Genomic DNA, 26,806 nt, shown 5'->3' on the forward strand with positions numbered 1-26,806 from the left:
AGCAGATGATGAATGAATGGCAGGCCATAGGGGGCGCGGCGGATACCCGCAAAGGCACCAATTGGCGCTTAGGCGACCTCTCCATCTAACCGACTCGACGCCGCTGAACGAAAGCAGCAGCCATTTGGGCGGCAGGCATGGCACGTCCGTACCGCCATCCTTGAGCTTCGTCGCAGCCCAGACCTGCAAGAGTCGCTTCTTGCTCTGCCGTTTCTACGCCTTCTGCAATCACCCTGAGACCTAGGCTACGAGACATTGCGATCACCGCTTGGACGATGGCGGCATCGCCGACTTTGCGGTCGACCTTGGCAACAAAGCTCCGGTCGATTTTCAAGCGCGTTAGCGGATACTTCTGCAGAAGGCTGAGGGAAGCAAAACCGGTCCCGAAGTCGTCGAAGGCAACTCCGACGCCCAGGGATCTCAGCCTTCTGAGAGCCTTCGTCGACTGATTACTGTGTCGAAGAACCGTTGTCTCCGTGATCTCGATTTCTAGCTGGGTCGGACAAAGCCCATGACGTTCGATGGCGGATGATATGACGGAGAATAGTCTCCCCGAGCGCAGCTGAGCTGCGAACAGGTTGACCCCCACCCTGAGGCGCCCAAGTCCAGCCTTCTTCCACTCGGCCGCAGTCGAGCAGGCGTGATCGACAATCCAGTCTCCGACCTCCTCTGCGATTGCGGTCTCCTCCAAAACTTTCAGAAATGCCTCGGGAGAGAGAAGGCCGTGGTCATGATGCCGCCACCGCAAAAGGGCCTCAGCTCCCACCAATGCGTGGTCTGCCAAGGATATCTGTGGCTGATACCAGAGCTCGAACTGGTTGCGTGTCAGAGCTGAACGCAGCTCGATTCCAAGGCGGTGCCTCTGCTCCGTTTTATTCTGCATAGCGCGCGCGAAGAACGTTCGCATACCGCCACCGTCATTCTTGCTGCTGTACAATGCCAGATCCGCGCTGGACAGCATCTGTTCCACGTTCGCCCCGTCTTTGGGTGAGATGGCAACACCTATACTGGTGCCAACGTAAACTAGCTGGCCGGCGAGCTCGAACGGGGACTGAAGAGCCTTGAAGATCCGACCTGCAAGGTCGTCAATCTGGAGTGGATCACCACAATTGGAGAGCAGGATGGCGAACTCGTCTCCGCCAAGGCGCGCAAGATAGCCCCCGGTGCCGACTGCATCCGCAAGCCGCGCGGCCACTGATGCCAGAAGTTCATCGCCTGTAGAGTGACCTAAAGTGTCATTCACGTGCTTGAACCCGTCAAGGTCAAGCAGGAGGAGTGAACAGGTTCCACGTTCAATTTCCGCCGCGAGTCTCGCGCGTAGAGCATTGCGGTTCGGCAGTGAGGTGAGCGTATCGCAATGTGCCAGATGTTCAAGACGCTGGGCAGCCGCCTGCCTGTCTGTGATGTCGCGAAGAAGGGCACCAAACATCGGCTGCCCGCCTTCAAACCACATGGACAGTGACAGATCCACTGGGAGCTCTCTACCATCCGCATGCAGTGCCAACATCTCCACCGACCGCCCAGCCAGTCGGGCACGCCCCACAAGCACTGCGCGTGCCAACCCGGCGACATGAGCCGCACGATGCCTCTTGGGGATTATGATCGAGAGAGGCTGCCCTAGAGCTTCCCGCGCACTAAACCCGAAGAGCTTTTCGGCTGCCGTGTTCCACGCGACGATGAGGTTATCTGGTCCGGCACAGATAGCGGCAGTTGCAGAACTCTCGAGCATCTGCTCGTAGCGACCTAGCGCCTCAACGCTTCCATCAAGCTCGCATTTCACTGAAACAATCGTCCATTTGCCCGCCCCGCAGCAGCTGAATACCACTTCGAGGTTAAGTCTTTGGATGCGTCGGGGCATGAACCTACGGCAGCTTTTGGGAAGAGCCTCAGGCCCTTTGAACGGCAGCTGTTGGCGCTCAGCAGCCCTGCTTGTGGCAGCTTCAGCCCCGATTGTGTTGGAAAAGGCAGGCTTGAAGTAGTCGCTGGCTACTGATTCAAGGATCCCGAGGATACGGGAGACGAGCCGATGATGGGCGAGCGGACGGTAGCGCAGAAGGCGCTGTTCTACAGCTTCAGGCTGGAGCGGCATGTGCCGGGGTATCATCTGCTGCGCTCGATCGACCGGTTCGTAGACCTGTTAGATATTCGCGAGCAGCTGCGGCCGTTTTACAGCGAAACTGGGTGACCTTCGATCGATCCGGAGCTAATGATTCGGACGCTGATCATCGGCTATTGCATGGGCATCCGGTCCGAGCGTCTGCTGTGCGACGAGGTGCATCTCAACCTCGCCTATCGCTGGTTCTGCCGGTTGGGACTGGAGGGCGATGTGCCCGACCATTTGACCTTCTCCAAGAACCGGCACGGCCGCTTCCGCGACTGCGATCTGCTGCGCGCGCTGTTCGAGACCACGGTGGCGCGCTGCATGGCCGAAGGTCTGGTCGGCGGCGAGGGCTTCGCAGTCGATGCCAGCCTGATCCGGGCCGATGTCAGCCGACAGCACACGGTTGATCGCCATGACGACCTGCTGCCGGGAAGCGGCAGCCACGCCGTTCGCGAGTATCTCGCCGTTCTCGACGATGCCGCGTTCGGGACTGCCACGCCGGTCACACCCAAGCAGCTGGCGGTCGCCGATCCGGCCGCACGCTGGACCGCCCGTCGCGCGAGCGGGCGTTCTTTGCCTACTCGACAAACACCTGATCGATCTCGACCATGCCGTGATCGTCGATGTGGAGGCAACCTCGGCGATCCGCCAGGCCGAGGTCACTGCCGAGCGCCGAATGATCGAGCGCACGCACGAGCGCTTCGGCCTGTGGCCTGAGCGGCTCGCGGCAGATGCCGGCTATCGCGATGCGGGGCACCTGGCCTGGCTGGTTCACGAGCGCGACATCCATCCGCACATCCCGGTGTTCGACAAGTCGGCGCGGCGCGACGGCACGTTCGAGCGCAGCGCTTTCACCTACGACCACCAGGATGACAGCTATGTCTGCCCGGCGGAAACCGCCTGCGCCCGCGCAACCGCAACTTCGCCCACCCTCGCAGCGATGTCGGCCAGGGCGGCTTCATCCGCTACCGCGCCCGCCAGCAGGACTGCGCCGGCTGCGATCTGCGGCAGCGCTGCACGCCAAACATGCCGGCGCGCAAGGTCACGCGTTCAATACACGAAGGCGCCCGCGATCTCGCGCGCGACATCGCCACCACCGACGCTTACGTCACCTCACGCCGCCAGCGGAAGAAGGTCGAAATGCTGTTCGCGCACCTCAAACGCATCCTCAAGCTCGACCGCTTGCGCCTGAGAGGACCAAATGGCGCCAAAGACGAGTTCTACCTCGCCCTACCGCCCAGAGCCTCCGCAAGCTCGCCAAGCTGATCCCTATGCAGGCGCCACCGCGACTCGCTTGAGCCGGTCAGGGCTTCTTCAGTGCCACCCAGCCACAGCCTTGGTCCCCAGCCACGACCGACTTCTTCAACACGCTCGGGCGCTTAGCTACCATCGGCCCTTGCCAGCGGCCTCCGCGGAGTTACCCCAGTGTTCCCCTGCGGCATACTCAGCCCAAGTGCCGGGCAGAGCACACCCTCAAACCCGCTCCGCAGACTCAACAAAATGGCGCGCGTGCATGGCGAAGATAGGCACCTACCTCAGTGGCATCGATGTCTTATCGCTAGACCCATGAGTGTCCTAGTACGTCTTTGCTAATCCAGTTGTTAAGGCGCTGCGAAATATGTTCCCGCCGATCATCACTCATCGCGTCCTGACGTTCCTAGCCCAACACTTTAGAGCCCGCGACCGTCTATACGGACCACCGGCACAAAGCCGCCGATAGGTTTGCTCGGCAGAGTCAGGTGGAGGCCACGGGCATCGCGATGGTGGCGTACCGGCCCGCCGCCAAGAAACGTGACTTCCCCGACTTCGCCGTGCCACTTGCCACGGGCGAGCGAAGCGATGGTCACCGGGCCTTCGGGCCAGGCAAGCATCGCCGCGTAGAGCGCGCCCTTGTTGGTGGTGAAACGGATGTCCTGCGCCTTGAACGCCGAAGCGTTGCCTTCGTTCTGCATGCCCGGGGTGAGCACCGTGGGGCCTTCGCCATAGCGGTGCCATGGGCGCGAGCCATAGATCGCTTCGCTGTTGATCGCGATCCAGCGAGCCATGCCGTCGAGGATCTTGTCCTCTTCGCTGTCGATCGATCCGTCGCCGCGCTGAGGCACCGAGAGCAGCAGGTTGCCGTTCTTCGACACGACGTCGCACAGGCGCTGCATCACCATTTCAGCGGTCTTGTAGCTGCGATCGTTCAGCCGCGCGACATTGTAGAACCAATCGCCGATGCAGGTGTCGGTTTGCCAGGGCTCATCCCACAGCCGATCGGTGAAGCCGCGCTCGACATCCTGCACGACGCCGAACCGCTCATGCGGCTTCAGCTGCTTGGCGGTAAGCACCACGTCAATCTTGCCGTGCCACCGGATCGAGCGATTGTAGTAATCCGCCGCCGCTTCGAGCCCTACGGGACCGAAGGGCAGGCCGTAATCGTCGAAATAGACCATGTCGGGCCGGTACTTCTCGATCATGTCGGTCTGGCGCAGCAGCCAGTTAGTGACGAAGCGGGTATCGCCCGGTGGGCCGTGCTCGACCCATTGCCCGTTATTGGCGTCGTGCCACTTGTTCATCGCTTCGACGCTGTCGATGCCGTTCGGCATCACCGCGTGCGGGCCGGTGTACAGCTCCTGCGGATCCAGCCCATCCCACCACTGCCCGGCACCATCCCCCTTTCGCAGGCGGAAGGCGTCGTAGCGCTCGCCCTTATGGGGCCCAACCGGATCATAGCCATAGGCCGGCTGATACCAGTGCCAGGCATGCGCGACGTGATTGGAGATGCCGAACTTCAGCCCCGCCGCTCGCGCGGCCTTTGCCCAGATGCCGACCACATCGCGCTTCGGCCCGACGCGAGTGGCGTTCCAAGCATGGTAGCGGCTGTCGTAACAGTCGAGATTGTCGTGATGGCAGCCCAGCGACATGAAGTATTTCGCGCCCGCCTTCACGAAGCGGCTCATCAGCGCCTCGGGGTCCCAGCGCTCGGCCTTCCACAGATTGTGGATGTCCTTCATCCCGAACTTGGATGGATGGCCATAGGTCCGGACGTGATGCTCGTACATCGGGTGGCCCTGCATGTACATGAAGCGGCCATACCAGTCGCCTTGCTCGGGCACCGCCTGCGGTCCCCAATGCGACCAGATGCCGAGCTTGGCGTCGCGAAACCAGTCGGGATAGCGATAGTGGTCGACCAGCGAGGGCCAGTTCGCCTGCACCGGCCCACGTGCCTGGCCCATGGGGCTGGCCGCCCGGGCTGCCCGGGCTATGCCGGCCGCGGCAGCGCTAGCGAGGAAGGCGCGGCGTTCGATCTGCATGGGCATGTCCTTACTTACTGAGCGTCTTGGCAATGGCGGCGACTGCCAGCGGCCGCATTACCGCATAGCTCGGTGCGGTGGGATGCATGCCGTCGCTGGACAGCCCCGGTTCAATCGCGCCGCCCGGCTGCGCCGTCGCGGCATGATAGCCGACAAAGGTGAAGCCATTCGCCTGCGCATAGCTGCGTGCCCAAGCGTTCGACGCCGAGATCTTCGGCACCGGCCGCTCGTCCTTGGCACAGGGGAACGCGCCGGCGGGCGGGATGGAGGCGAGGATCACCTTAATACTGTTTGCGCGGGCGATTTCGTTGGTGCCGGCCATGATGTGCACCGCGCGCCGTTTCAGCTCGAGCACGTTCTGGCGGAAGCGGACCAGCATCCGCGGCGTGGTCTGCCCGCTAATGCCGCGATAGACCAGGCCGACCACGAAGAAGCCCCCATCCAAGTTGATCCAACCTCCGGTGATGGGACCGCCCATGAAGACGATGCGGACCTTCTGGGCCTTCACCTCGGCATTCTGGTCGCGATAGCGGCAAAGCTGCCCGAAATCGCGCGTGAGCACTTGAGGGTTCCACATCTACCAGCCTCCATCACCACCGGCCGGCGGCGAATGGCTGGGGCAGGGATCTGCGACAATGCCGACGGGATCCGTGGCGTAGGGTTCACCCGGGACCATGTTCTGCGCCGCGACAGGACCTGCGAGCGTCAGAAGCGCCCTCCAGGGGACGTATTGTCGTGTCATGGTATCGCTCTCCTGAACCTCGCGCGTCGCTCGCATAACGGTATCTGGGGCACTGTAAGTCGAACGAACTTTGCTGAAAGCCGTATTCATGAATTAGCGCGAGAGCATGTCGGAGGCGAGCCGCGGCTCATGGCCGTTCGTCGCCGTAGATTACGCCGCGTCCGTCCGTGCCGATGTAAACGCGTCCGTAGAGACGCGGGTCTCCTGAGATCACCCGCAAGCGGTTGCCCCATCGATGCGCATCGTCGTTGATGCGCTGCCAGCGCGCACCGTCGATGTTTCGCCAGATCGCAGTGACTCCGTCGCGCGCCGCCACGGCGTAGATCGCTGGCTGGCCTTGTACCCTGCCGCGCCCCAAGCCGAACAAGGCGATGTCGAGATCGGCGGAGATTCGAGCGAAGCGATCGCCGCCGTCCCTGCTGCGGTAGAGTGCGCCGGCGCATCGAAGAAACAGGTCGCCGGCGGCGAACGGTGAAGCGAGCAGTGCGGCCTGGCTTTCGCGGTTGCGCGGGCGGCTCGCTCCCAGATTGTCGCAAACTCCATGCGCGGGCGCCGCCTTGAAGTGGAGACCTCCATCGATGCTCCGCATCAGCCTGTTGGCGCTATAGTCGATCGCCCAGGCGCGGCGCGGGTCCAGCTTGTCGGCGGTCACGCGGGCGTTCGCCGGCAGCCCGGATATCTCAATCCAATGCGCACCTTGATCGCGTGAAAGCAACGGCCGTTCCGCGGCGACATAGAAGCGGGTGCCGTCCGCCGAAACGCTGATTGGGGCGCGGCCATTTTCTTCCAGCGAGCTGCCGTCGCCGCGCCAATGGGGGGTGCGAAGCGGGCGCCAATGCTGGCCACCATCCTGCGACCAGCCGAGGCCGCCCTCCAAATGCTGTTCGGCGTGAACATTGCCGCTGCGCACGAGGACGCGCGGCGTCGCGCCCGCATAATCGAGCGTGTTGGTGTTGGTGTTGCGCGGGTTGAGGTGCATGCCCGGTGGCGACTTGGCGAGATCGTTATGCACGAAGCCCCCCAGGTCGCCGAAGCCAGTGACGAGGTGTGCGCCGCCGGTGGGGCTGGTGAGGGTGATGATCGCGGTCTGCTCGATCCCCTTCACCCAGGGCGACCAGTTTAGCCGCGCGCGCGGCGCGTCGCGGGTGACGTAGACGGTGGCGCCGGTGGTGTAGGCAAGCCGCGTCGGCGCAAACGGATCGAGCGCGAGGCCGGCGATCCAATGGCCGAACTCCGCCTCCGCTCTGCCCCACTTGAGGAAGGGGCTGATGCGAGTGTCGCGGCGGCTGGCCGGGCCGAGGTCGCGCCAATGCGCTCCGCCATCGAGCGAGCGCCAGATGGTGTCGCCTGGCTGCCAGCGGTTGAAGGTGGAGACATAGACCATGCCGCTGCGGTGCGGGTCCGCGGTCACGCCGATATAGCCGCCCTCCGGTGCGTCAGGTCCTTTTTGTGGCGTGACGTCGCGGAAGCCTTCGGCATCAAGTGCCCAGACGGCGCCGCGCAGCACGCCGTTGGGACCAATGGCATCGGCATAGGTGACGTAGAGCGTGCCCGCGCCGTCGAGCGCGGCCTTTATCGGGAGCAGCTCGGCAGGGCCGCCCGCGACGCGTGTCCAAATGCGTCCTGAATCGGCTGACTGGTAGAGGCCCTGCACGCCCTTGTCAGCGACCGAGGCGAAGAGGCGGGTGGAACCCGGGCGCGGATCGAACAACACGAAGCCGACGCCGCCATGGGTGGTGCGTGGGGCGGGGAGTCTGGCACCGGCATAGGGGAAGGCGGCGACTCTAGCCCAATGCGCTCCGGCATCGTCGCTCCGCCACAGGCCGTCATGGCGCGAGCCGAAGAAAAGCGTGTCCGAGCGATGCGGGTCGATGGCGAGCCGCTCGCCAAGGCCGCGGCCGTCTTCGTTGCCGCCCATCTTGAACGGCACGGGGAAGGTTGCCCAATTGGTGCCGCGGTCATCCGAGCGGAGGATGGCGGAGGCACCGCGGGCGTGCATACCCACCGCGGCATAGACGCGGTTCGGCTTGAGGGGGTCTGCGGCGATGCTTTCGACGCCATAGAAGCTGCTCTCGCCAAAGCCGTCCATCAGCGGCACCCAGCGGCCGGCGCTATCCTCCCAGCGATAGGCTCCGCCCATGTCGGTGCGCAGATAGGCGATGCCGGGCGCGGCGGGGCTGAACACGATGCCAGGCGCGAAGCCGCCGGCCCCAACCACGACGTTTTGCCAGCGATAGGGAACTGGACCGGACGCAGGCGCGGCGCCCAGGGCGGACAATGCCAGCGTTGCGGCGAGAACGCGAAGGGGGCGCATGTCAGGTCCGGACAGGTTGGGCGGCGCAATGCCGGGCGATGAAATCGGCATGGGTCGGCATGGCTCCCGCGCCGCGCAGCAGCGTTTCGCGCATACGGTCCATCGTGGAGTGCAGTTTGTCGAACGGCACCGCGTCGGCCATCGGGTCATACCCCTCAGGCTCAACGCCTTGCCCCTCAAATACCGCCTGCCAACTGGTGGCGGTGAACAGCTCGTCGTCGAGGCGGAAAGAGCGGCCGCGGCTGCGGTACAGCTCGATCTTGTCGGCAAGCGTGTCCGGGATCGGCATGGTCCGGCATTCGTCCCAGAACGGCGAGCCATGCCGCCGATTGGCGACATAGTGCAGGATCAGGAAATCGCGGATGCGCTCATATTCGGTGGCCGTGACGCGGTTGTAGTGATCGATGTCGGGCTGGGCGAAGCCGGTGTCGGGGAACATCGTCATCAGCTTGGTGACCGCGGTCTGGATCAAGTGGATGCTGGTGGATTCCAGCGGCTCCATGAAGCCGCTCGCCAGTCCCAGCGCGACGACGTTCTTGTTCCAGAACTTGCGGCGCTTGCCGGTGGTGAAGCGCAGCAGGCGCGGATCGGCCAGCGGTGCGCCTTCGAGATTGCCCAGCAGCGTGGCGATCGCCTGATCGTCGCTGACATGGTCGCTGCAATAGACATACCCGTTGCCGGTGCGGTGCTGAAGCGGGATGCGCCATTGCCAGCCGGCCTCGCGCGCTGTGGAGCGGGTGAACGGTGAGGGCGGGCCGACATTCCCGGACGGCACGGCGACGGCCCGGTCGCAGCGCAGCCAATGGCTCCAGTCCTCATACCCGGTCTTGAGCAGCTGTTCGATCAGAACGCCGCGAAAGCCCGAACAGTCGATGAAGAACTGCGCGTCCAGCCTGCGCCCATCGTCGAGCAGCACCGCTTCCACGAACCCACGATCGTCGAGCACGCCGTCGACGATCTTTCCTTCATGCCGGATGACGCCGCGTTCCTCGGCGTACTCACGCAGGTATCGCGCATAGAGCCCCGCATCGAAATGGAAGGCGTAGGCGATCTTGGACAGGACGTTGCGGGGGTTGGCATCGGGCCGCATGAACTTGCCGGCCTTGGCTGCGAGAGTCGAGAGGCTGTACTCCTCCAGCGTCCCCGCCGTCTCGCCGAGTTCGTGCCGCAGGCGCCGCCAGTAATGGACGAAGTCGACATGACCGACGTCCGCGCCATAATTTCCGAAGGGGTGGAAATAGCGGGTGCCTTGCGCCTTCCAGTCGATGAACTCGATGCCCAGCTTGAACGTCCCCTGAGTACGGCGGACGAATTCGTCCTCGTCCAGGCCGAGCACCCGATTGAGGTCCATGATCGGCGGAATGGTCGCTTCGCCGACCCCTACCGTCCCGATGTCGTCGGACTCCACTAGGTGGATCTCGCATTCCTGCCACTGGAGCAACTGAGCGAAGCTGGCGGCGGCGATCCAGCCGGCGGTGCCGCCGCCGACAATGAGCAGCTTGTTGATCGGCGCGACGCCCAATGATCCTCTCCTTTCGTCGTGGTTGTGCCCAGCGCCACCTGCGCCGTCAATTTTCATATTTGTGTCTGTTTTTTGTAGACGGCTTTTTTTGTGCATGTTAGCGCTCCCCTTAACCCAGCTTTCCGCTGCTGCACGTCGTCGTGCTGAGAGAGAAAGCGGGCAGGAGAGGCGAGCACCTGATAGCGGCCGCACGCGCAAGGCCGCTCGTTTCTCTTTCAATCTGTCTCCGGACCTGCCGACCGCGGCGGGCCTGAGCACTGGGGAGGGTTAGCTCATGATCGGCTCCGTTGCCGCTACCGACACTGTTTCGATGAACACCGCGCTTCGCCGCGCGCTGATGCTGGGCGTTTCGACGCTCTCGCTTGGGCTGTCACCCGCTGCATGGGCGCAGGACGTCCCGTCGCAGACCGGGCAAGCCGCGGAAGAAGCTGCTGGCGAAGAGCAGGACATCGTCGTCACGGGGCTTCGCGCGTCGCTCCAGTCCGCGCAGGCGATCAAGCAGAATGCCGACCAGTTCGTCGACTCGATCACCGCGATCGACATCGGCAAATTGCCTGACAAGAACGTCGCTGAAACGCTGCAGCGCATTTCCGGTATTCAGATCACCCGCAACCGCGGCGAAGGCTCCGGCATTGCGATCCGCGGTCTCACCCAGGTGCGGACCGAGATCAACGGCCGCGACGCGTTCAGTGGCTCGGGCGGCCGCTCGCTGAGCTTCGAGGATGTGCCCTCGGAGCTGCTCGCCGGCGTGGACGTCTACAAGAACCCCTCGGCCGAGTTGATCGAGGGTGGCATCGGCGGCACCGTGAACCTGCGTACGCGCATGCCGTTCGATGAGCGCGGCAATGACTGGCTGGTCGCAGTCACCATGGGCGCCAACAACTACGACCTGGTCGACGACACCAAGTTCAATGCCTCGGGCCTGGTCAGCAAGCGCTGGAACACCGGGATCGGCGACATCGGCATCCTGTTCGATGCATCCTATTTCGGTGGGGCCTTTCGCACCGACGAACTGGTGGTCGAGCCGTATCGCAGCACGACCGCGATTGATGGCACCAGCCGTTCGGTCCCGGTGGGCGCCGGTATCGGCGTCACCTATGGCGAGCGCGAGCGCAAGGGGTATTACGGTGCGCTGCAATGGGCACCGAACGAAGATCTTGAGTTCTACGCCACCGGCCTGCGCTCGGAATATTATATCGAGACGCCGAACTACACCTCGTTCGTCACCCGCGGTACCGACGCGATTGGCCTCGCCGGCCTTGCACCTTTGCCGGGCTTCCAATTCGACGAAGACGGCGTGTTCCAATCGGGTGGGTTCTCGGGCTTCATACCGGACTGGTCGATTGATCCCTACGACAACCGCAACCAGCTCAACGTCGCCAGCAACAGCCAGGTTTCGTACAACCAGAGCGCTACGACCGATTTCGCGGGTGGCATGAAGTGGAAGATCAACGATCGGCTGCGGCTGAACGTCGACCTTCAGTATGTGAAGGCAAACTTCGAGAACCGCAGCTATACGGCGTTTGCGCAGCGGGACCTCGCATCCTACGCCATCGGTCTGGCGGGTGACATGCCACAGATCACCTTTGGCGGCCTGCCCGGGTCTGCGCCGCTCAGCGCCATCAACACGTACCGCGTGACCGCGCTGATGGATCGCAAAGAGAACAGCGACGCGGAGCAGAAGACCGCGCGCGCCGACCTCACCTGGGACTTCGAGGAAAGCTTTCTGAAGAGCATCTCGGTGGGTGGGCGCGTGACCGACCGCAGCGCGATCAACCGTGCCACGCCCTACAGCTGGTCGGGGGCGGTCGGCACCGCCGGGCTGGATGATTCGCGGTTCAACGCGATCAACAATCCGTACGCTGGCGACTTCTTCCACGGCGACAATACCAGCGTTGGCAACGTGCCGTTCGTCGGCATGTCGGTGCTGAACGAAAGCAACGTAGCCGGGCTGTTCCAAAGCGTGGTCGGCCGCGGACTGACCGATTACGGCCCCCAGGACATCAACACGCAGGAAGAGCAGACCTATGCCGGCTATGTCATGGCGCGCTTCGAAGCAGGTCCGATCGACGGCAATATCGGCGTGCGGGTCATCAAGACGCATAGCGAAGCGCTCGGCAGCTTCCGCCTGACCTACCGTCCGAACCTGTTGCCGGGTCCCGATCCGTTGACGGTCGATCAGGAGTTCAGTGGCGATCAGGACTATACCAAGGTCCTGCCCACGCTGAACGTGCGCGCGCACATCACCGACACGCTGCAAGCGCGCTTCGCGGCAGGCAAGGCCATGTCCCGGCCTGCCTTTTACGACCTCCGTGCGATCCGTTCGCTGTCGCTGAGCTACACCCAGGTTACCGACGCCGCCACTGGCGCGGTGCTCGGCTACCGGCAAAACGATAACCAGACCGGATCGGGCGGCAATCCGTTCCTCAAGCCCGAAGAGAGCAAGCAGCTCGACGCGGCACTTGAATGGTATGCCAAACCAGGCACGCTGCTGTACGGTACCGTGTTCTACAAGGACCTGACCAACTTCATCTACGACAGCGTCTTCCCGGTTACGTATGACGTTCCCGGTCAGGGCGCCGTGACGTTCCAGAACACCGGGCGGCTCAACGGCACCAATGGCTCAGTCAAGGGCTTCGAAATCGGTGGCAACACCTTCTTCGACTTCCTGCCGGGCGCACTGTCTGGCTTCGGTGTGCAGGCCAATCTGACCTATGCCGACTCCGATGCGCCGGGCAGCGGCGGCACGTTGCAGGATGGCGAGAGCGTCTCGACGCCGCTTCAGGGGCTTTCCAAGTGGAGCTACAACCTGATCGGCATGTACGAGAAGTACGGCTTCACCGCACGTGCCGCGTATAACTGGCGCGACGACTATCTCGAGACGGTGGCGGGTAACGGCACCGGCGGCGTGCCGATCTACCGCAAGGCCTATGGCCAGCTCGACGCGTCGATCTCGTACGACTTCTCGCCAAAGGTGTCGCTGACGATCGATGCGGTGAACTTGCTGCGCCAGCGGCAGGAGAGCTACCAGAATGTCGAGACCAACCCGCGCTTCATCCGTCTGGAAGATCGCCGGGTGGGCCTGACCTTCCGCATCCGCAACTAAAAAAAGGCCGAGCCCAGTTGATGAAGTCCTTCTATCGCCTGGGCTCGGCCCTTCTTCCTCTGGTGCTCGCCGCCGCACCGATCGCGGCGGCGGCGCAGGACGTGCCGCGCATCGCAAACCGCAACGGCAAGCATGCGCTGATGGTCGACGGCGCCCCGTTCCTGATGCTCGGCGCACAGGCGAACAATTCGAGCAACTATCCCGACGCGCTGCCCAAGGTGTGGCCGTTCCTGAAGCGGATCCACGCCAACACGCTGGAGATGCCGGTCGCCTGGGAGCAGGTCGAGCCTGTCGAGGGGCAGTTCGACTTCTCGTTCGTCGACACGTTGGTCGAGCAGGCGCGCGCCAACGACATGCGGCTGGTGCTGCTGTGGTTCGCCAGTTGGAAGAACACCGGCAACACCTATGCCCCGGCCTGGGTAAAATCCGACACGCGCCGGTTCGCCCGCATGCAGAAGCCCGATGGCAGCCTGCACTATGTGATTAGCCCGCATGGCCGGGCTACGCTGGAGGCCGACAAGCGCGCATTCGTCGCGCTGATGACGCACCTCAAGCGCATCGATCCGCAGAACACCGTCATCATGGTGCAGCCGGAGAATGAAAGCGGCAGCTATGGGCTGGACCGCGATCATGCGCCGGAAGCGCGCAAGCTGTTCGCCGAACCCGTTCCTGCACCGCTCCTGAAGGCGATGAACAAGCAGCCGGGTAGCTGGAGCCAGGTGTTCGGCACCAATGCCGACCGCTATTTCAACACTTGGTACTACGCCAAATATATTGGCGAGATCACCGCGGCGGGCAAAGCCGTCAAGCCGCTGCCAATGTATGTAAATGCGGCACTGGGCGACGCGTTCGATCCGGCCAAAGGGGCAGGGCCCTCCGGCGGTCCCAACTGGGACGTGATGCCGATCTGGAAAGCGGCGGCGCCCGCGCTCGATCTGATCGCACCCGACATCTACAACCGCAACCCCGAGCAGGTGACCGGTTTCTTCGACCAGTACGCCAAGCCCAACAACGCGCTGATGGTGCCCGAGATCGGCAATGCCGCGGAATATGGGCGCTTCCTGTGGCCGGCGCTGGGCCGTGGCGCGATCGGCTTTGCACCGTTCGGCATGGATGAGACCGGGTTCTTCAACTACCCGCTGGGCGCCAAGAGCTTTGACGAGAAGACCGTCGCCGCCTTTGCCGACCCCTATGGGCTCTTGCGGCCGATCGCGCGCGACTGGGCCAGAATCGCGTTCGAGAACCCGACCTGGGGCACGACCAAGGGCAGCGACGGCAAGGACCAGTCGCAGGTGCTGGGCCGCTGGCGCGTCACGGCGCAATATGGCCATTGGCAGATGGGCGAAAGGAGCTGGACCTGGCTGAAGCAGGACCCGCACCCGATGGCCGACCAGCCCGAGGGCGGCGCCCTGGTCGCGCAGCTTGGCCCGGACACCTTCCTGCTGACCGGCCGCCATGTCCGCATGCGGCTGGGGCTGGCGCAGGGCAAGCAGGCTACGCAGATCGTCAGCGCCGAGGAAGGCACTTTCGTCGGTGGCCAGTGGCGGATGTCGCGTCGCTGGAATGGCGACCAGATCGACTATGGGTTCAACTTCACCGACAAGCCCGTGTTGCTGAAGGTGACGATGGGGACCTATCGCTGAGCCGATTGGCCGGCGAATGGAACGAACGAAGGAGTTTGAAGACGTGAAGCACTGGTTCCTCGGCGCTGCCGCAATTGTTGCCCTGGCCCCTGGTCTCGCCGCCGCGCAGAGCGTCGAGCGGGTGCCGAGCGGCGTGCTGGTGACCCCGGCGGAAGGCGCGGCCAAGCGCGTCCGCGTGCTCGTGTATGGCGAGGACAGCTTCCGCGTGACGGCGTCGCCCGCCGAGGAGCTGAAGCTGCCCACCAGCCTGATGGTCGTGGCCAAGCCGCACGGCGACTATAGCGTTACCGAAGCGAACGGCATGGTCACCGTGAAGGCGGCGCGCGCTTCCGCCGAAATCCGGCTGCGCGACGGCCATGTCCAGTTCCGCGATGCTGCCGGCACGGTGGTTCTCGGTGAGACCCAGCGTGGCTTCACGCCGGTGAGCGTGGAGAACAAGCCGTTCGTCGCCACGCACCAGCAGTTCAACCGCGGCACCGACGAAGGCTTTTACGGTCTGGGCCAGCATCAATATCGCCAGATGAACTATAACGGCCAGGACGTCGAACTGGCCCAGCACAACATGGACATCGCCGTCCCGTTCCTGGTGTCCACGCGCAATTACGGGCTGCTATGGGACAACAACTCGATCACGCGCTTCGGCAATCCCAGGCCTTATGATCATGTGGGGCAGGGGCTGAAGGTCACCAGCGGCGGCAAGCCGGGCTGGAAGGCGGAGTATTTCCTGGACGGCAAGCCCGCAGTCACCCGCCAGGAAGCGTTCATCGACTATCAGTTCATCAAGGACCAGGCCAACTGGCCTGCGGCGGCCAAGGCCAAGACGGTCGCTTCGGCGAATGCAGGACAAAACACGGCTGGCGTCGTCGTCGGTAAGCAGAACGTCGTGTGGACCGGCACTATCCACCCGGAGGCCACTGGCGTTCACAAGTTCCGGCTCTATTCGTCGAGCTACATCAAGGTCTTTGCCGACAACAAGCTGGTCTATGACAGCTGGCGGGTGAACTGGAACCCCTGGTTCGAGAATATCGACCTGCCGATGACCAAGGGCAAGGCCGTCAACCTGCGCATCGAATGGGAGCCCAACGCAGGCTATCTCGCGCTCTTCCACAGCGATCCGCTGCCCAAGCAGGACCGCAACTCGCTATGGATGTCGTCGGAAGTCGGGCATTCGATCGACTATTATTTCGTCGGCGGCCGCAACATGGACGACGTGATCGCCGGCTATCGCGATCTCACCGGCAAGGCGTCGATGATGCCCAAATGGGCGTACGGCTTCTGGCAGAGCCGCCAGCGTTACGAGACGCAGGACCAGTTGGTCGGCGTGGTGCGCGAATATCGCAGTCGCCAGATCCCGCTCGACAACATCGTCCAGGACTGGTTCTATTGGCCCGAGGACCAGTGGGGCAGCCACGACTTCGACAAGAAGCGCTTCCCGGATCCCGACAAGATGGTCGACGACGTCCACAAGATGAACGCGCGGATCATGATCTCGGTCTGGCCCAAATTCTATCCGAACACCGACAATGCCAAGGAGCTGGCAGCCAAGGGCTACCTGTATCGCGGAAATCTAGATGCGCGCGAAAAGGACTGGGTCGGCCCGGGGTACGAGAACACCGACTATGATCCCTATGCGCCGGAAGCGCGGCAGATCTATTTCCGCCAGGTGCGTGAGAAGCTGGTAAGCAAAGGCTTCGACGCATGGTGGATGGACGCGACCGAGCCCGACATCCACTCCAACCTCTCGATCGACCAGCGCAAGGAGCGGATGGGGCCGACGGCGATCGGCCCGGGTGCCGAGCTGTTCAACTCCTTCCCGCTGGTCCATGCCGATGGCTTTGCCGAGGGGCTGCGCAAGGCCGAGCCGAACAAGCGCCCCTTCATCCTGACTCGCTCCGGTTTCGCCGGCACGCAGCGTGCGTCCTCGGCTTTGTGGTCGGGCGACGTCGCGGCGCGCTGGGAGGATTTCCGCGACCAGATTTCGGCGGGCGTCAACCTGTCGATGTCGGGTATCCCCAACTGGACTCACGATATTGGCGGTTTCTCGGTCGAGGAGCGCTATACCAAGCAGCTGCCCGAGGCGGTGCCGGAATGGCGCGAGCTCAACCTGCGCTGGTTCCAGTTCGGCGCCTTTTCGCCGCTGTTCCGCAGCCATGGCGAAACGCCGTTCCGCGAGATCTACGAGATCGCGAAGGGCGATCCGGCGATGTACGACTCGATGCTTTGGTACAACAAGCTGCGCTACCGCCTACTGCCCTATATCTACACGGTAGGTGCCGACACGCACTTCAAGGACGGCACGATCATGCGCGGGCTGGTCATGGACTTCCCGCAGGATCGCCGAGTCTGGAATATCGACGACGAGTATCTGTTCGGCCCATCGCTGCTGATCGCGCCTGTGACGGCGTTCCAGGCGCGTACGCGCAGCGTTTATCTTCCCGCTGGCACAGGTTGGTACGCTCTGGAAAGCGGCCGCTTCTACAAGGGTGGGCAGACCATTACCGCGGAAGCGCCGCGCGAGCGCATGCCGGTGTTCGTCCGTGCCGGTGCGATCGTGCCGACCGGACCGGACATCCAGTATACGGCGCAGAACCAGGGCGGGCCGCTGGTGCTCCACGTCTATACTGGCGCGGACGGCCAGTTCTCGATCTACGAGGATGATGGCACCAGTCGCGACTACGAGAAGGGCCGGTTCGCACGCATACCCGTGCGATGGAACGATGCGAGCGGCACACTCACGCTCGGAACCCGTGAGGGGCGCTATCCTGCAATGCCGGATCGTCGCACCATCTCGGTCCGCTTCTATGGACCGGGCAGTGCGATGCCGCTCAGCTTCGAAGCTGGCGTCCAGGCGGTGGTGTACCAAGGCAAGCAGATCGTCATCCGGCGCCCTTGAAGGCATTTCGGGGAATCATCATCAGGCTGATCGTTCTGAAAAGGCGGGCAGCCCTCTAGGTGTTTGATCCAAGGTTGATGGTGCGACTCCTTTCGTCGAAATGAAAGGAAGCCGTCTGGGAGAGGTGCGTTACGGGAGCGCCACGGCCACGCACGCGTCCGAGCAGCAATACAGCGATCACAAGCTTCGCTCGCGACGCTGAGCCGTGTACTGGGGATCAACCCGAAGACCGTAGCGGAGTGTGTCGAGGATCTGAAGATCGGGCCAAAGGCCTCTCATTTCGACAACCTTGACCGAAGCCGCGCAGGCAATGGTTGTGGCGTTCCGGGGGCACACCCTGCTGTCGCTGGACGACTGCCTGTATTCGTTGCGGCCGTCGATCCCGCATCTGACCCGGTCAGCGTTGCATCGTGGCCCCCAGCGGCACGGCATCTCCCGCTTGCTCGACATCGAAGGCGACACTCTCAAGCGTCAGCGCTTCAAGCGCTATCCGATTGCCTTCTTCCACATCGATTTCCTCTGATCGTCCGCAACGAAGGAAACAATGACGTGGCAGCCGCCAAACTAACGGGGCTGAACGACAGCCAGATTGCACGCAGCCCCCCGATAGGCAACGTACGCGAAGCGGGAACAACGAAGCAAACGATCAGCAACTCCTCCCATCCTCATGTTGCACGGATCGGTCGAAAATCTTCAAAGCCCACAGAGCAGTCTAGGGCCCGCGTTGAGGTTGCCTCTCGAGGAGCGCGCCCGCATGTCGTCGCTCGGGTTGTTCTACCCACATCTTCTCGCGCGGTGAGCCAAGGTTCACCAGCCTCAGTCGGGAGTGAGGGCGCAGGCGCCTACAGCAAGTCGGATTTCGTTTTTGCTCGGCAGGTTTCCATAAGGGATCGCACCCCGTCCCCTGCGGCATTGCCGAAGGAAGGCTCGCGTCGCGCGCGCATCGACAGCCTGGACGGTCTCCGAACGCTTCGGCGCCAGTGGTAGGTAACCGCGGACGCCATTTTCCGATTTCGAACGTCAGAATAACTTCCGCGCCCGTGTCCCTCAGCTGCACTTAGTAGCTGATCGGCGATCACTACAGAATGGCCCCTGCCGGGTGGCAAGGTGAACGAACGGCAGGAAACGGGAAGCGCGCGTGCTGCCTCCGAAGGGCAGATACTGGCGCTTCGCGGCCAATCCTCGCCCCACTCACGTCCTTATCAGCCCGGTCCAGCGCAAGAGCGCCGGACCGGAAAAGAGCCTAGATCTCGGTGTTCTCTGCCAAAGCCAGCGCATCCTCAACATCAACGCCAAGGTATCTGACCGTATTCTCGATTTTGCTGTGTCCAAGAAGTATCTGTACGGCCCTGAGGTTCCCGGTCGCCTTGTAGATGATCGAAGCCTTGGTGCGACGAAGCGAGTGCGTACCGTACTCTTCACGCCTGAGGCCGATGGACATCACCCATTCTTGAACGAGGCGGGCATACTGCCTCGCGCTCAGGTGGTCTTTGTAGTCAAGACGGCTTGGGAACGCGTAGTCGGCTAGAGTGCCGCCGCGCCTTTCGAGCCACGTAAGCAGGCTTGCACGAGCATCAGCCATCAATTCAAACTGCACGGGCTTGCCAGTCTTGGACTGCACCACAATCGCGCGGCTGCGGATTTGCCCGCTGGCTACCAGATCTCCGATCCTTATCTTCACCACATCGCAGCCGCGCAACTTGCTATCGATCGCAAGGTCAAACAGTGCTCGATTTCGGATCCGGTGGTGCTGGTCCAGGAAGAAGCGGATCGCCCACACCTGCTTTGGTTTGAGCGCTCGTTTGGCCCCGACCTTCCATCCTGAGTTCCAGGCACGCCGATCAGGCGGGCGTGGATCATACTGCGACGTTCCCATCCTCGTTCTCCATGGCCAAAAGGGCCGAGTCGAGGAACGATCGTTCTCAGCGGAGAGAAGCAGCGCTTCTTCGCTGGCGGCAGCTTGCCGCATGGGCCCCTGTGCTTGCCACATAACATGTTGCGCAAAATTTCCTCCGGGCTGGACAGAGGATGGACGGAGACTTGAAGCCTGAAAGAACGAGCCCGAGTACGCTGAACAAATCAGGGCTCCGGGGGAGCGGGCGAGCAGCTCAAAATTGCAACAACGGGCGGTATCCGGCCCTGGTCCTGTGCGCCCGTGGCAGAGCGTCGTTGGCACCAGCGCTTTCTTCCAGGAGTAGCAACTTACCTAGCTAGCGGGAACAGAGACTTGAGCGCGCTCTCAACCTGCCTTCAGCTTCCGTGTGAAATCCTGAGCGTCCCTTGCGAGTTGGCTCAGTGTTTGACTGAGGTGGGCACTGGCTCTGCGCACGTGTTGCACCGCCATCATGTTCTGCTGTGCAGAATCGCTAATGCTGCTGCTAGCCCGCGCGAGTGTCTGACTGCGATCATAGGCATCGTTAATCAAGCCATCGAGTTGATCTGTCGAACCGGCTTGAGCACGGGACTTTTGTACGACGCGCTCGGACGCGCTGTCCATACTGGTGATGAGTGAACTTAGGCTCGTAGTACTGCAGACGACATTCTCAATCTGCCGCTGAACGGCTTCGATTTGCCGACGAACGTCGTCCGTCGACAATGCCGTGCGCTTCGCCAGCTGCTTGATTTCAGCAGCCACTACCGCGAATCCTGAACCGTCTTTGCCAGCGCGGGAGGCTTCTATCGTAGCGTTCAACGCCAAGAGGTTTGTCTGTTGTGCTACAGCGGCGATCACGTCCACGATCTTTTCAATAGCCGCCGCTTGATCCTGCGACCGCTTCACTGCTTCGCTGGCACTTTGCGCATGCACGTGGATGGAATGCGCTGTTTGACTGGTACTAGCCACCTCGCGATCGATATCCTGGAACGCCCCGGCTAAAGATCGCGCGGCTACGCTCGCCTCTTGCATCTCACGCGCGAAGAAATTCGCGGCACCGTCCAACTCTTCGGATAGCTCGCGATTGCTTACAGCCGTGTGGTCCAACGTCGCAGCGTTGTTCTCCAGATTAGCTACTGCCTCCTGTGCCGAACGAATGACCGCTGCAAGCTTGAGATCAAAAGCGTCGGCCAAAGCCTTCAGCGTAGCCTCGCGCTCCTGCTCAGCATCTCTGCGCGCCGATTCGACAGCACTTGCGCGGCGCTGCTGCTCAAGCTGAGCCCCGTGCTGTAGGGCGGATGTACGTTGTTCAAGCGCACGCGTTTCGTCCCTCTGGTTTACCAGTGCCTCTAGTGCGGCAACCACCCCACCCAACTCGTCCTGGCGCCGCAAAGGACCGAAATCCACTTCTTGTTCGCGCATGACGGCTGCAGTCGCTTCTGCGATATTCGAGATTGAACGTACTGTTCTTCGGCCCACGGCATAGGCTGTGAACAGGCCTAAAATCGTGGCGGCAATGCTCGCAAAGATGAGCAAGACCAGGAAAGACTGTGTTCTGGATACGGTGCTTGCGGCGCTGGCATTCGCACGCTCCACACCTCGTTCTGAAACCTGCTTGATCTGAGCTTCGATCTTTCTGGCATTGGCGCGGAACGGCGCAAGCATGTTTGCGCTGCTTGCAAAATCGACCTCCAGCATTGAGGTGACCACGTCCACCGATGCTGTGTAATGATCTAGTTCAGTAAGCGCGGTGATCAGCGGCAGTCGTATAGACGAGTCTGAAGCGTCGCGCATCGTGGAGAGTTCCCGCCGAACCGTTTGCAGCTGGGCTTTGACGATGTCCGATTGCGACGACACGTCGATCTTTGGCGAGGCCGCCTTGATCACGAGTAGGCGGTAAAGGTCGGATTCGGCCTGCTCGAAGCGGGACGCTACTGCATTCACGCGCGCGACTTCGTGCATGTCACGGCTTACGATCTGATCTATACTGCGCGTTGTCAGTAAGAGGCCCGCTGTGCTGAAGGCCGCCAGGATGACGAACAGCACGAGCATCAGGACCGGAGCCGCCGCTACCTTAACCACGAAGGGTCGATCCGAAAGGCGAAAGCGACGCTCCAGCGCGTCAGAAATCCTGGTCAGCATTCTACAACGCGATCTTCAGCCCGCCTCGAACCCGCCGGTCGGCAGGTATCGGTGACACAGCAGCACCGCCAGTGAGAGTGAGGTTCTCGGCCGAGGCGAAAAGCTCCAGACCTGTGCTCAGCCGAACCCCAGACCTCACGTCCACGGCCAGCGCATCGCTCACCTCGACAAGCAGCAGCTGAGGTGCCCTCGTAAATGCAAACTGCCGTGTGGATGAGGTGTATCTGCCGATCGCAGTGAGGTACCATGCGCCTGCATCATAGCCGACCTCCACATTAACCTTATGGCGCGGCGTCGTCGCTTCTGGCGAAAGGGCGAACGGGCTAGGCGAAGTGATCGGGGGTAGTGACTGATCGGTGTGCGTGAAGCTGTAGTTAGCCCGCCACTTCAGCATGCGGTGGCTGCCAGAAGCAGCCACTTCCGCCCCGTAGGTCGTATAATGGCCTACAGCGCTGATGCGGGAGATCAGCACGGGTGCGGGCGTCAGCAAAAGGTCAAGACGTAGGCCGTCGCCTGGCGTGGCGATCGCATCCTCCGTCCGGGTCCAAAAACCGGTCGCGCCAAATTCAACTGCGCCAATCGATCGGTTGAAACCAACTTCCGCGCTCCACACGGGAACGGGGCGGATCTCTGGCCGGCCCGCGATGTAGACTGGTACTGGAGACGGCGTCTGTATGGGGACACGCAAGCCATAATCGGCGAGCGGCGGCAGTTGGTAGCCGCGGCCTCCATTTACCCGGAGCTGCCCGCCTAGGCCAACCTGTACCACCACTCCAGCATTGAAGCTGAAGCGTGAGAAGGCTCGATCTAAATGTGAAGCATTGTCAAAGGCCGGCTGTGCGATCTTACCGGATTGCCCAAGCCAAAGACGTTCGTACCGCCCGGCGAGCGTTACTGCCACTGCTTCGATAGGATGGAGATCAACCATCAAGTTGGTCGATCCTACGTCGTAGGAGACAACCTCGGAGAACTGCGCTGCAGACCGAAGGCGATTGTTGCGGTACTCGCCCCCCACTCGTAGTGTATCTGTACCGTTCAGACGGATCAGCGCCGAGCCTTGAGCCACGATGATCCGGTTGTCGAACGATGTTGCCTGGGCTGGATCCAGCTCCCCATTTGGCGCGCCTTCGCTCAAGCCATAGTCCGCCTTTAGCCAGTTGGCATACGTACCAAATGACAAGCCACCCCAGTCAGTGTCGCGCCGTGCGCCTACTGCGACATGCCCAGTTTGATAGTGCTGGTTTGAGAGGTACTGGCTTGGCAGATACTCGATCTGACGGTTGTCAGCGTAGCCTCCGTCCAGCGTCAATTCCGTCCGGTCTAGCTGTGCAATCACAGCTCCGGAGACGTGATGCGCCTGAACGTCCGGCACATTGTTGGGCGACAGCAGAGGAGCCGATATGTCACGCTCGTCCTCCCGCAATCGGCTCCCATCGAGCTTGATGCTAACCTGATTGGTGATTGGCACCATCAGCGTTCCCGCAAATCGGCTATAGTCGTGGCTGCCCAGCTCGGCGCTTGCATTCAGCATAAGGCCGTTCTTCGGCTTACGCGTGATGATGTTCACAACACCACTGGCCGCGTTGAATCCAAACAATGCACTCGCTGGTCCGCGAACCAGCTCGATCTGCTGAATGTCCTCCAGAGACACGCCAAGCAAGTTCCAGTTGGTCATGCCATAATGATCGAGATAAACCTGTCGTCCGTCGACCAGAACCAGTAGCCGGGCGTTATAGGTCTGTACGCCGCCCCTTACTGCGACATCGCTCTGGCCCGCCGTCCAGCGATTCACGTCTACACCGGCATAGCTCTTTAGCAGCCCGGGCACATCGCGTGCCGGTGATCGCGCGATTTGCTCGCGCGTCACGATCACGGTGCTGGCGGGCAGCTCGGACGCACGCTGAGGTTTGCCAGTGACACTAGTAGTTACGGGCTCGCCCATAACTTCGCTCAGAGCCGAATAGTCCACAGCCTGCGCTACGGCAGTAGAAGGTGCTACGGCGCCGGCGAAAAGAAGCGCGGTGAAGGATCGGGAGAACATGATTAGATTTCCTTCACCAACATCAGAAAAGCGCTTCCAAACCGGATCTTGGTGGCGCGGGCAGCAGCCTTGCTGACGGTAATCTGCACGCGTGGCTTACTGGTGATGCCGACAACGCACCGCGCAGCCTGCACGCAGGCTTGGTCGGACGTGATCGTCACTACCGACGCTTTGGCAGCGGCTGCCGCAATGCCCGGCTGCTCGTCGCGAAGACCGGCGGTCACAAACGCCGCGCGGTAATTGCCCAGCGTGCCGATCGCGCCAACCGGAACTCGTCGGGTGCGGATCGAAGCCTTTCCGGCGGCCAGACCGCCACCAACTTCGCGCTCGATCGCGGCGGCATCAGCTTCCGACATAGCGTTTCCTGGTTCGTAGATGATGGCAGCTTGAATAGCGCCGCTAGGTGCAGGCTGAAGGAAAGACACCACTCGGGCTGCGACTTGGACGTTAAGCTCGGCCACAGCCGGCCAGGGCAGAATCAGCAAAATCGCTGCACCGCTTCGGGCAATGAATTTCTTCACGAGGTATCCTCTTGGTTATCAAGCGGATTAGCCTCAGGCGGTAACTATGTAGTTAAGGATGAGCGCTGTTTTGTTCGAGCGCCGGGCATGCCCGCGGGCCGGGGCGCGTCTTTGTCGTGACGCGTGGAAAACATACCAAGAGTCTGACGGCAAGTTCGCCACGATCGCATCTGAATGTACGGCAGGTAGCAGGAGTCTTGAGAGAGGCTCGGATAGGCAGCTACTGGCGCTCAGCTGCCCTGAGTACGGCAGCTTCCGCACATTTCTGGAGGTTCACCGCCATCGTGGCGGGTGCCAATACCCGTCCTTGGTTCATCCAAGCGCTCTAACGGCGCGCCGTAACGCTAAGAATTGCTTTCAAGAGCTCGCCGGCCTGCCCGCTGGTCTCCCAAGCGTAAACCGAAAGGTTGAGAGCTGTTTCTGCGGGAAAAATGCTGCTGACGCCAACGGCATAAGCCTCGGTAGTGTTGATCGGTAGTACCGACACGCCCAGCCCCGCCTCAACCGCCGACAGAACACTGGCGAGACTGTTGCCGGTGAAGGCGATGTACCATCGGCGCCTTTCGCGCTCGATGCGGTCGATCATCAAATCGCGATACAACCCGCCCGGAGGAAATGTCACCAGCGGGATCGGGTCATGCCAGGCTCCGCTGGCATTTCCCTCGAACCAGCCGAGCGGTTCGGGAAAGGTGGCCCTAGCGTCCCCATCGGCCACCGCTTCCTTCACAATGGCTATGTCGAACTCCCCCGCCCGAAATCGCTTCTTCAGGTCCCGGCTGAGGCCCGTCGTAACGTCGAGGCGAATTTCACGATGAAGCGCCGCGAAATCAGCGAAACGACGGCTCATCGCTGATGTCACGATGTCGTCGGGCACGCCGATCCGGATCGAGGTCGTTCCCGAGGGATCAGCGAACAACACCTGTGCCTCGTTCTGCAAAGCTAGCAGTCTGCGAGCATAGCCTAGCAGTCGCTCGCCTGATGAGGTTGGCGCGATCGGTCGTGAGGATCGATTGATCAGCGACTGGCCTACCGCAGCCTCCAACCGCCCGAGATGCTGGCTTACGGTGGATTGCGTGGAGTTCAGTAGTTCGGCGGCAAGCGTGAAGCTCGCAGTTTCGGCCACAGCAACAAAGGTACGAAGGAGCTTCAGGTCGAGCATAGCGCCATTCTAATGCTGAATGACGCCTATTCATATATTTCATTCGCAAATCCATGCGCTCGCTGCCATCTCCATGTCCTCACGATCCTGAGGACATCGAGATGACTGCCTCCGCCGCTGCACGGCTGTTGCGCATTGCTCTGTGCAGATGGTGAACCTCGTGATCTCCGCGTCTTCTCGGTCGCGGCAGCCCCTCTGTTCTCTCTTCGACTATCAGCAAGGATCCCGCCCATGAAAGCCTTTCCCCTCGCGCTGCTGATCGGCACCGTCGCCGCCCCGGCGGCGGCAGCGGACATTTCGACCCACGTGCTTGATCTGGCTCAGGGCATCGGAGGCAAGGCCGTGCCAGTCGTTCTCTCCAAGCGCAACGCGGACGGCGGCTGGCAAGAGGTCGGCACCGCCTCGACTGATGCCAACGGCCGAGTTCGTAGCTTCGGTGATTCCAAGGCCTTCGGCATCGGAGTTTACAGGCTTGCTTTCGACATGTCGGGCTACCCCAATGCCGCAGCGTCGCCATTCTTCCCGGAGATCACGCTGACATTCCGCGTCACTGACCAGGCGGGGCACTATCATGTCCCGGTAGTCGTGAGCCCCTATGGCTATTCGACGTATCGGGGAAACTGAACAACGGCCTGTTCTTCTATCCGTTGGTTTCCTTTGAAAGTCTCGCAACCGTGTTGAGCAACCTCCTAGTAGTTTCTGCAGCCGTTGCCGCTACCGCGCAGTTGGTTCTGCCGGAGCGCAAAACGGTGTCTCTGGCATTGGCTAACCGCTTGGCCGACGCGGCGGTCGCGTCATGTCGCACGATCGGCAAGGAAGCGGTGGTTGCTGTCGTTGATCGCGGCGGAAATCTCATTGCCCTGCAACGCGGTGACGACATCGGTCCGCACAACACCCTTGCCGCCCAACGTAAGGCGTTCACTGCCTTGTCAACGAAGACGAGCACCGCCGCGTTAGCCGAACGTGCCGCGACCGACCCCACCTCGCACAATCTCCTGACCATTCCAGAGTTGCTGCTGCTTGGCGGAGGGATGCCGCTGCTGCTTGACGGTGAGGTTATCGGAGGCATCGGAGTAGCCGGATCCGGCGGAGCGGCCAACGACGAGCGCTGTGCGACAAAGGCGATTGCTCAGGCACTTAGCTCGGAGAACGTGCGTCGATGACCGGCTTATGTATCCATGGACGTTACGAAACTATGCGCGCCACGATGATCGCCGATAACTGCGCTCATAGCCTGAATGCAGGGCGCCGAGTTTTGTTCTGATAGCCCAACGAAAGCCAGCTTACACGGGCTTGATGCCCAAAGTGGCCGTCCGTTTACAACCCGAAATGCGACAGAAACCTCACGTGCCCTCGGAGATGAACATGGGGTAATCGCGGGAGCGGGCTACCTCGACCAGCGATGGTGTGGAGGGTGGCTGTTCCTCGATAGATGAAGGTGCGGGCTCACGAC

The 26,806-nt window shown here is 62.1% G+C and carries 15 protein-coding genes and 2 pseudogenes; 7 read left to right on the forward strand and 10 right to left on the reverse strand.

The window, feature by feature from the left end:
• Positions 1-85 precede the first annotated feature (85 nt).
• Positions 86-2,104 (reverse strand): putative bifunctional diguanylate cyclase/phosphodiesterase, encoded by a 2,019-nt coding sequence (locus FHT02_RS18380; protein ID WP_343056996.1) that lies wholly within the window; start codon positions 2,102-2,104, stop codon positions 86-88.
• On the opposite strand from FHT02_RS18380, the pseudogene FHT02_RS18385 reads away from it, so the two are divergent.
• Positions 2,027-3,399, forward strand: a pseudogene (locus FHT02_RS18385) (transposase). The gene FHT02_RS18380 and the pseudogene FHT02_RS18385 sit on opposite strands and share 78 nt — an antisense overlap.
• A gap of 372 nt (positions 3,400-3,771) precedes the next feature.
• Here FHT02_RS18385 and FHT02_RS18390 read toward each other — a convergent pair.
• The 4 genes from FHT02_RS18390 to FHT02_RS18405 form a co-directional block, all read right to left on the reverse strand.
• Positions 3,772-5,397 (reverse strand): alpha-L-fucosidase, encoded by a 1,626-nt coding sequence (locus FHT02_RS18390; protein WP_184091151.1) that lies wholly within the window; start codon positions 5,395-5,397, stop codon positions 3,772-3,774.
• A 10-nt stretch (positions 5,398-5,407) separates the two neighbouring features.
• Complete coding sequence (locus FHT02_RS18395) at positions 5,408-5,974, reverse strand: GDSL-type esterase/lipase family protein (RefSeq protein WP_246352529.1); 567 nt, start codon at positions 5,972-5,974, stop codon at positions 5,408-5,410.
• A gap of 292 nt (positions 5,975-6,266) precedes the next feature.
• Entirely contained in the window at positions 6,267-8,504 is a 2,238-nt protein-coding gene (locus FHT02_RS18400) for a WD40/YVTN/BNR-like repeat-containing protein (RefSeq protein ID WP_246352530.1), read from the reverse strand.
• The gene (locus tag FHT02_RS18405) at positions 8,455-9,975 is read right to left on the reverse strand and encodes a tryptophan halogenase family protein (protein WP_246352531.1); all 1,521 of its coding nucleotides are present in this window, start codon (positions 9,973-9,975) and stop codon (positions 8,455-8,457) included. Before FHT02_RS18405 ends, FHT02_RS18400 begins: the two co-directional genes overlap by 50 nt.
• 274 nt (positions 9,976-10,249) lie before the next feature.
• Here FHT02_RS18405 and FHT02_RS18410 point away from each other — a divergent pair, with 274 nt between their 5' ends.
• The 4 genes and pseudogenes from FHT02_RS18410 to FHT02_RS18425 all read left to right on the forward strand — a co-directional run.
• Entirely contained in the window at positions 10,250-13,081 is a 2,832-nt protein-coding gene (locus tag FHT02_RS18410; protein WP_184091155.1) for a TonB-dependent receptor, read from the forward strand.
• Between the two features lie 20 nt (positions 13,082-13,101).
• Positions 13,102-14,724: a DUF5597 domain-containing protein gene (locus FHT02_RS18415; RefSeq protein ID WP_184091157.1), complete on the forward strand. Its 1,623-nt coding sequence runs from the start codon at positions 13,102-13,104 to the stop codon at positions 14,722-14,724.
• Between the two features lie 43 nt (positions 14,725-14,767).
• Positions 14,768-17,617 carry a TIM-barrel domain-containing protein gene (locus tag FHT02_RS18420; protein ID WP_343056997.1) on the forward strand — a complete coding sequence of 950 codons (2,850 nt, stop codon included), beginning with the start codon at positions 14,768-14,770 and terminating at the stop codon, positions 17,615-17,617.
• A gap of 115 nt (positions 17,618-17,732) precedes the next feature.
• A pseudogene (locus tag FHT02_RS18425) lies at positions 17,733-18,131 on the forward strand (transposase family protein); the annotation flags it as partial.
• Positions 18,132-18,860: 729 nt separating this feature from the next.
• Here the strand turns inward: FHT02_RS18425 and FHT02_RS18430 are convergent.
• From FHT02_RS18430 to FHT02_RS18450, 5 genes are all read right to left on the reverse strand, one after another.
• Positions 18,861-19,493, reverse strand: a complete 633-nt coding sequence (locus FHT02_RS18430; RefSeq protein WP_184091160.1) for a tyrosine-type recombinase/integrase — start codon at positions 19,491-19,493, stop codon at positions 18,861-18,863.
• A gap of 363 nt (positions 19,494-19,856) precedes the next feature.
• Positions 19,857-21,632 (reverse strand): methyl-accepting chemotaxis protein, encoded by a 1,776-nt coding sequence (locus tag FHT02_RS18435; protein ID WP_184091162.1) that lies wholly within the window; start codon positions 21,630-21,632, stop codon positions 19,857-19,859.
• Position 21,633: 1 nt separating this feature from the next.
• Positions 21,634-23,673, reverse strand: a complete 2,040-nt coding sequence (locus FHT02_RS18440; RefSeq protein WP_184091164.1) for a TonB-dependent receptor plug domain-containing protein — start codon at positions 23,671-23,673, stop codon at positions 21,634-21,636.
• Between the two features lie 2 nt (positions 23,674-23,675).
• Positions 23,676-24,029 carry a YfiR/HmsC family protein gene (locus FHT02_RS18445; RefSeq protein ID WP_184091172.1) on the reverse strand — a complete coding sequence of 118 codons (354 nt, stop codon included), beginning with the start codon at positions 24,027-24,029 and terminating at the stop codon, positions 23,676-23,678.
• A gap of 490 nt (positions 24,030-24,519) precedes the next feature.
• On the reverse strand, positions 24,520-25,353 hold the full coding sequence (locus tag FHT02_RS18450) for a LysR family transcriptional regulator (RefSeq protein ID WP_184091174.1): 834 nt from the start codon (positions 25,351-25,353) through the stop codon (positions 24,520-24,522).
• A gap of 231 nt (positions 25,354-25,584) precedes the next feature.
• Here FHT02_RS18450 and uraH point away from each other — a divergent pair, with 231 nt between their 5' ends.
• Both uraH and FHT02_RS18460 read left to right on the forward strand, forming a co-directional pair.
• Entirely contained in the window at positions 25,585-25,977 is a 393-nt protein-coding gene (uraH, locus tag FHT02_RS18455; RefSeq protein WP_184091181.1) for a hydroxyisourate hydrolase, read from the forward strand.
• 53 nt (positions 25,978-26,030) lie between these two features.
• Positions 26,031-26,516 carry a GlcG/HbpS family heme-binding protein gene (locus FHT02_RS18460; protein ID WP_221239571.1) on the forward strand — a complete coding sequence of 162 codons (486 nt, stop codon included), beginning with the start codon at positions 26,031-26,033 and terminating at the stop codon, positions 26,514-26,516.
• Positions 26,517-26,806: the final 290 nt, after the last annotated feature.

It is taken from the genome of Sphingomonas xinjiangensis, from assembly GCF_014199255.1.
GTDB classification, from domain to species: domain Bacteria; phylum Pseudomonadota; class Alphaproteobacteria; order Sphingomonadales; family Sphingomonadaceae; genus Sphingomonas; species Sphingomonas xinjiangensis.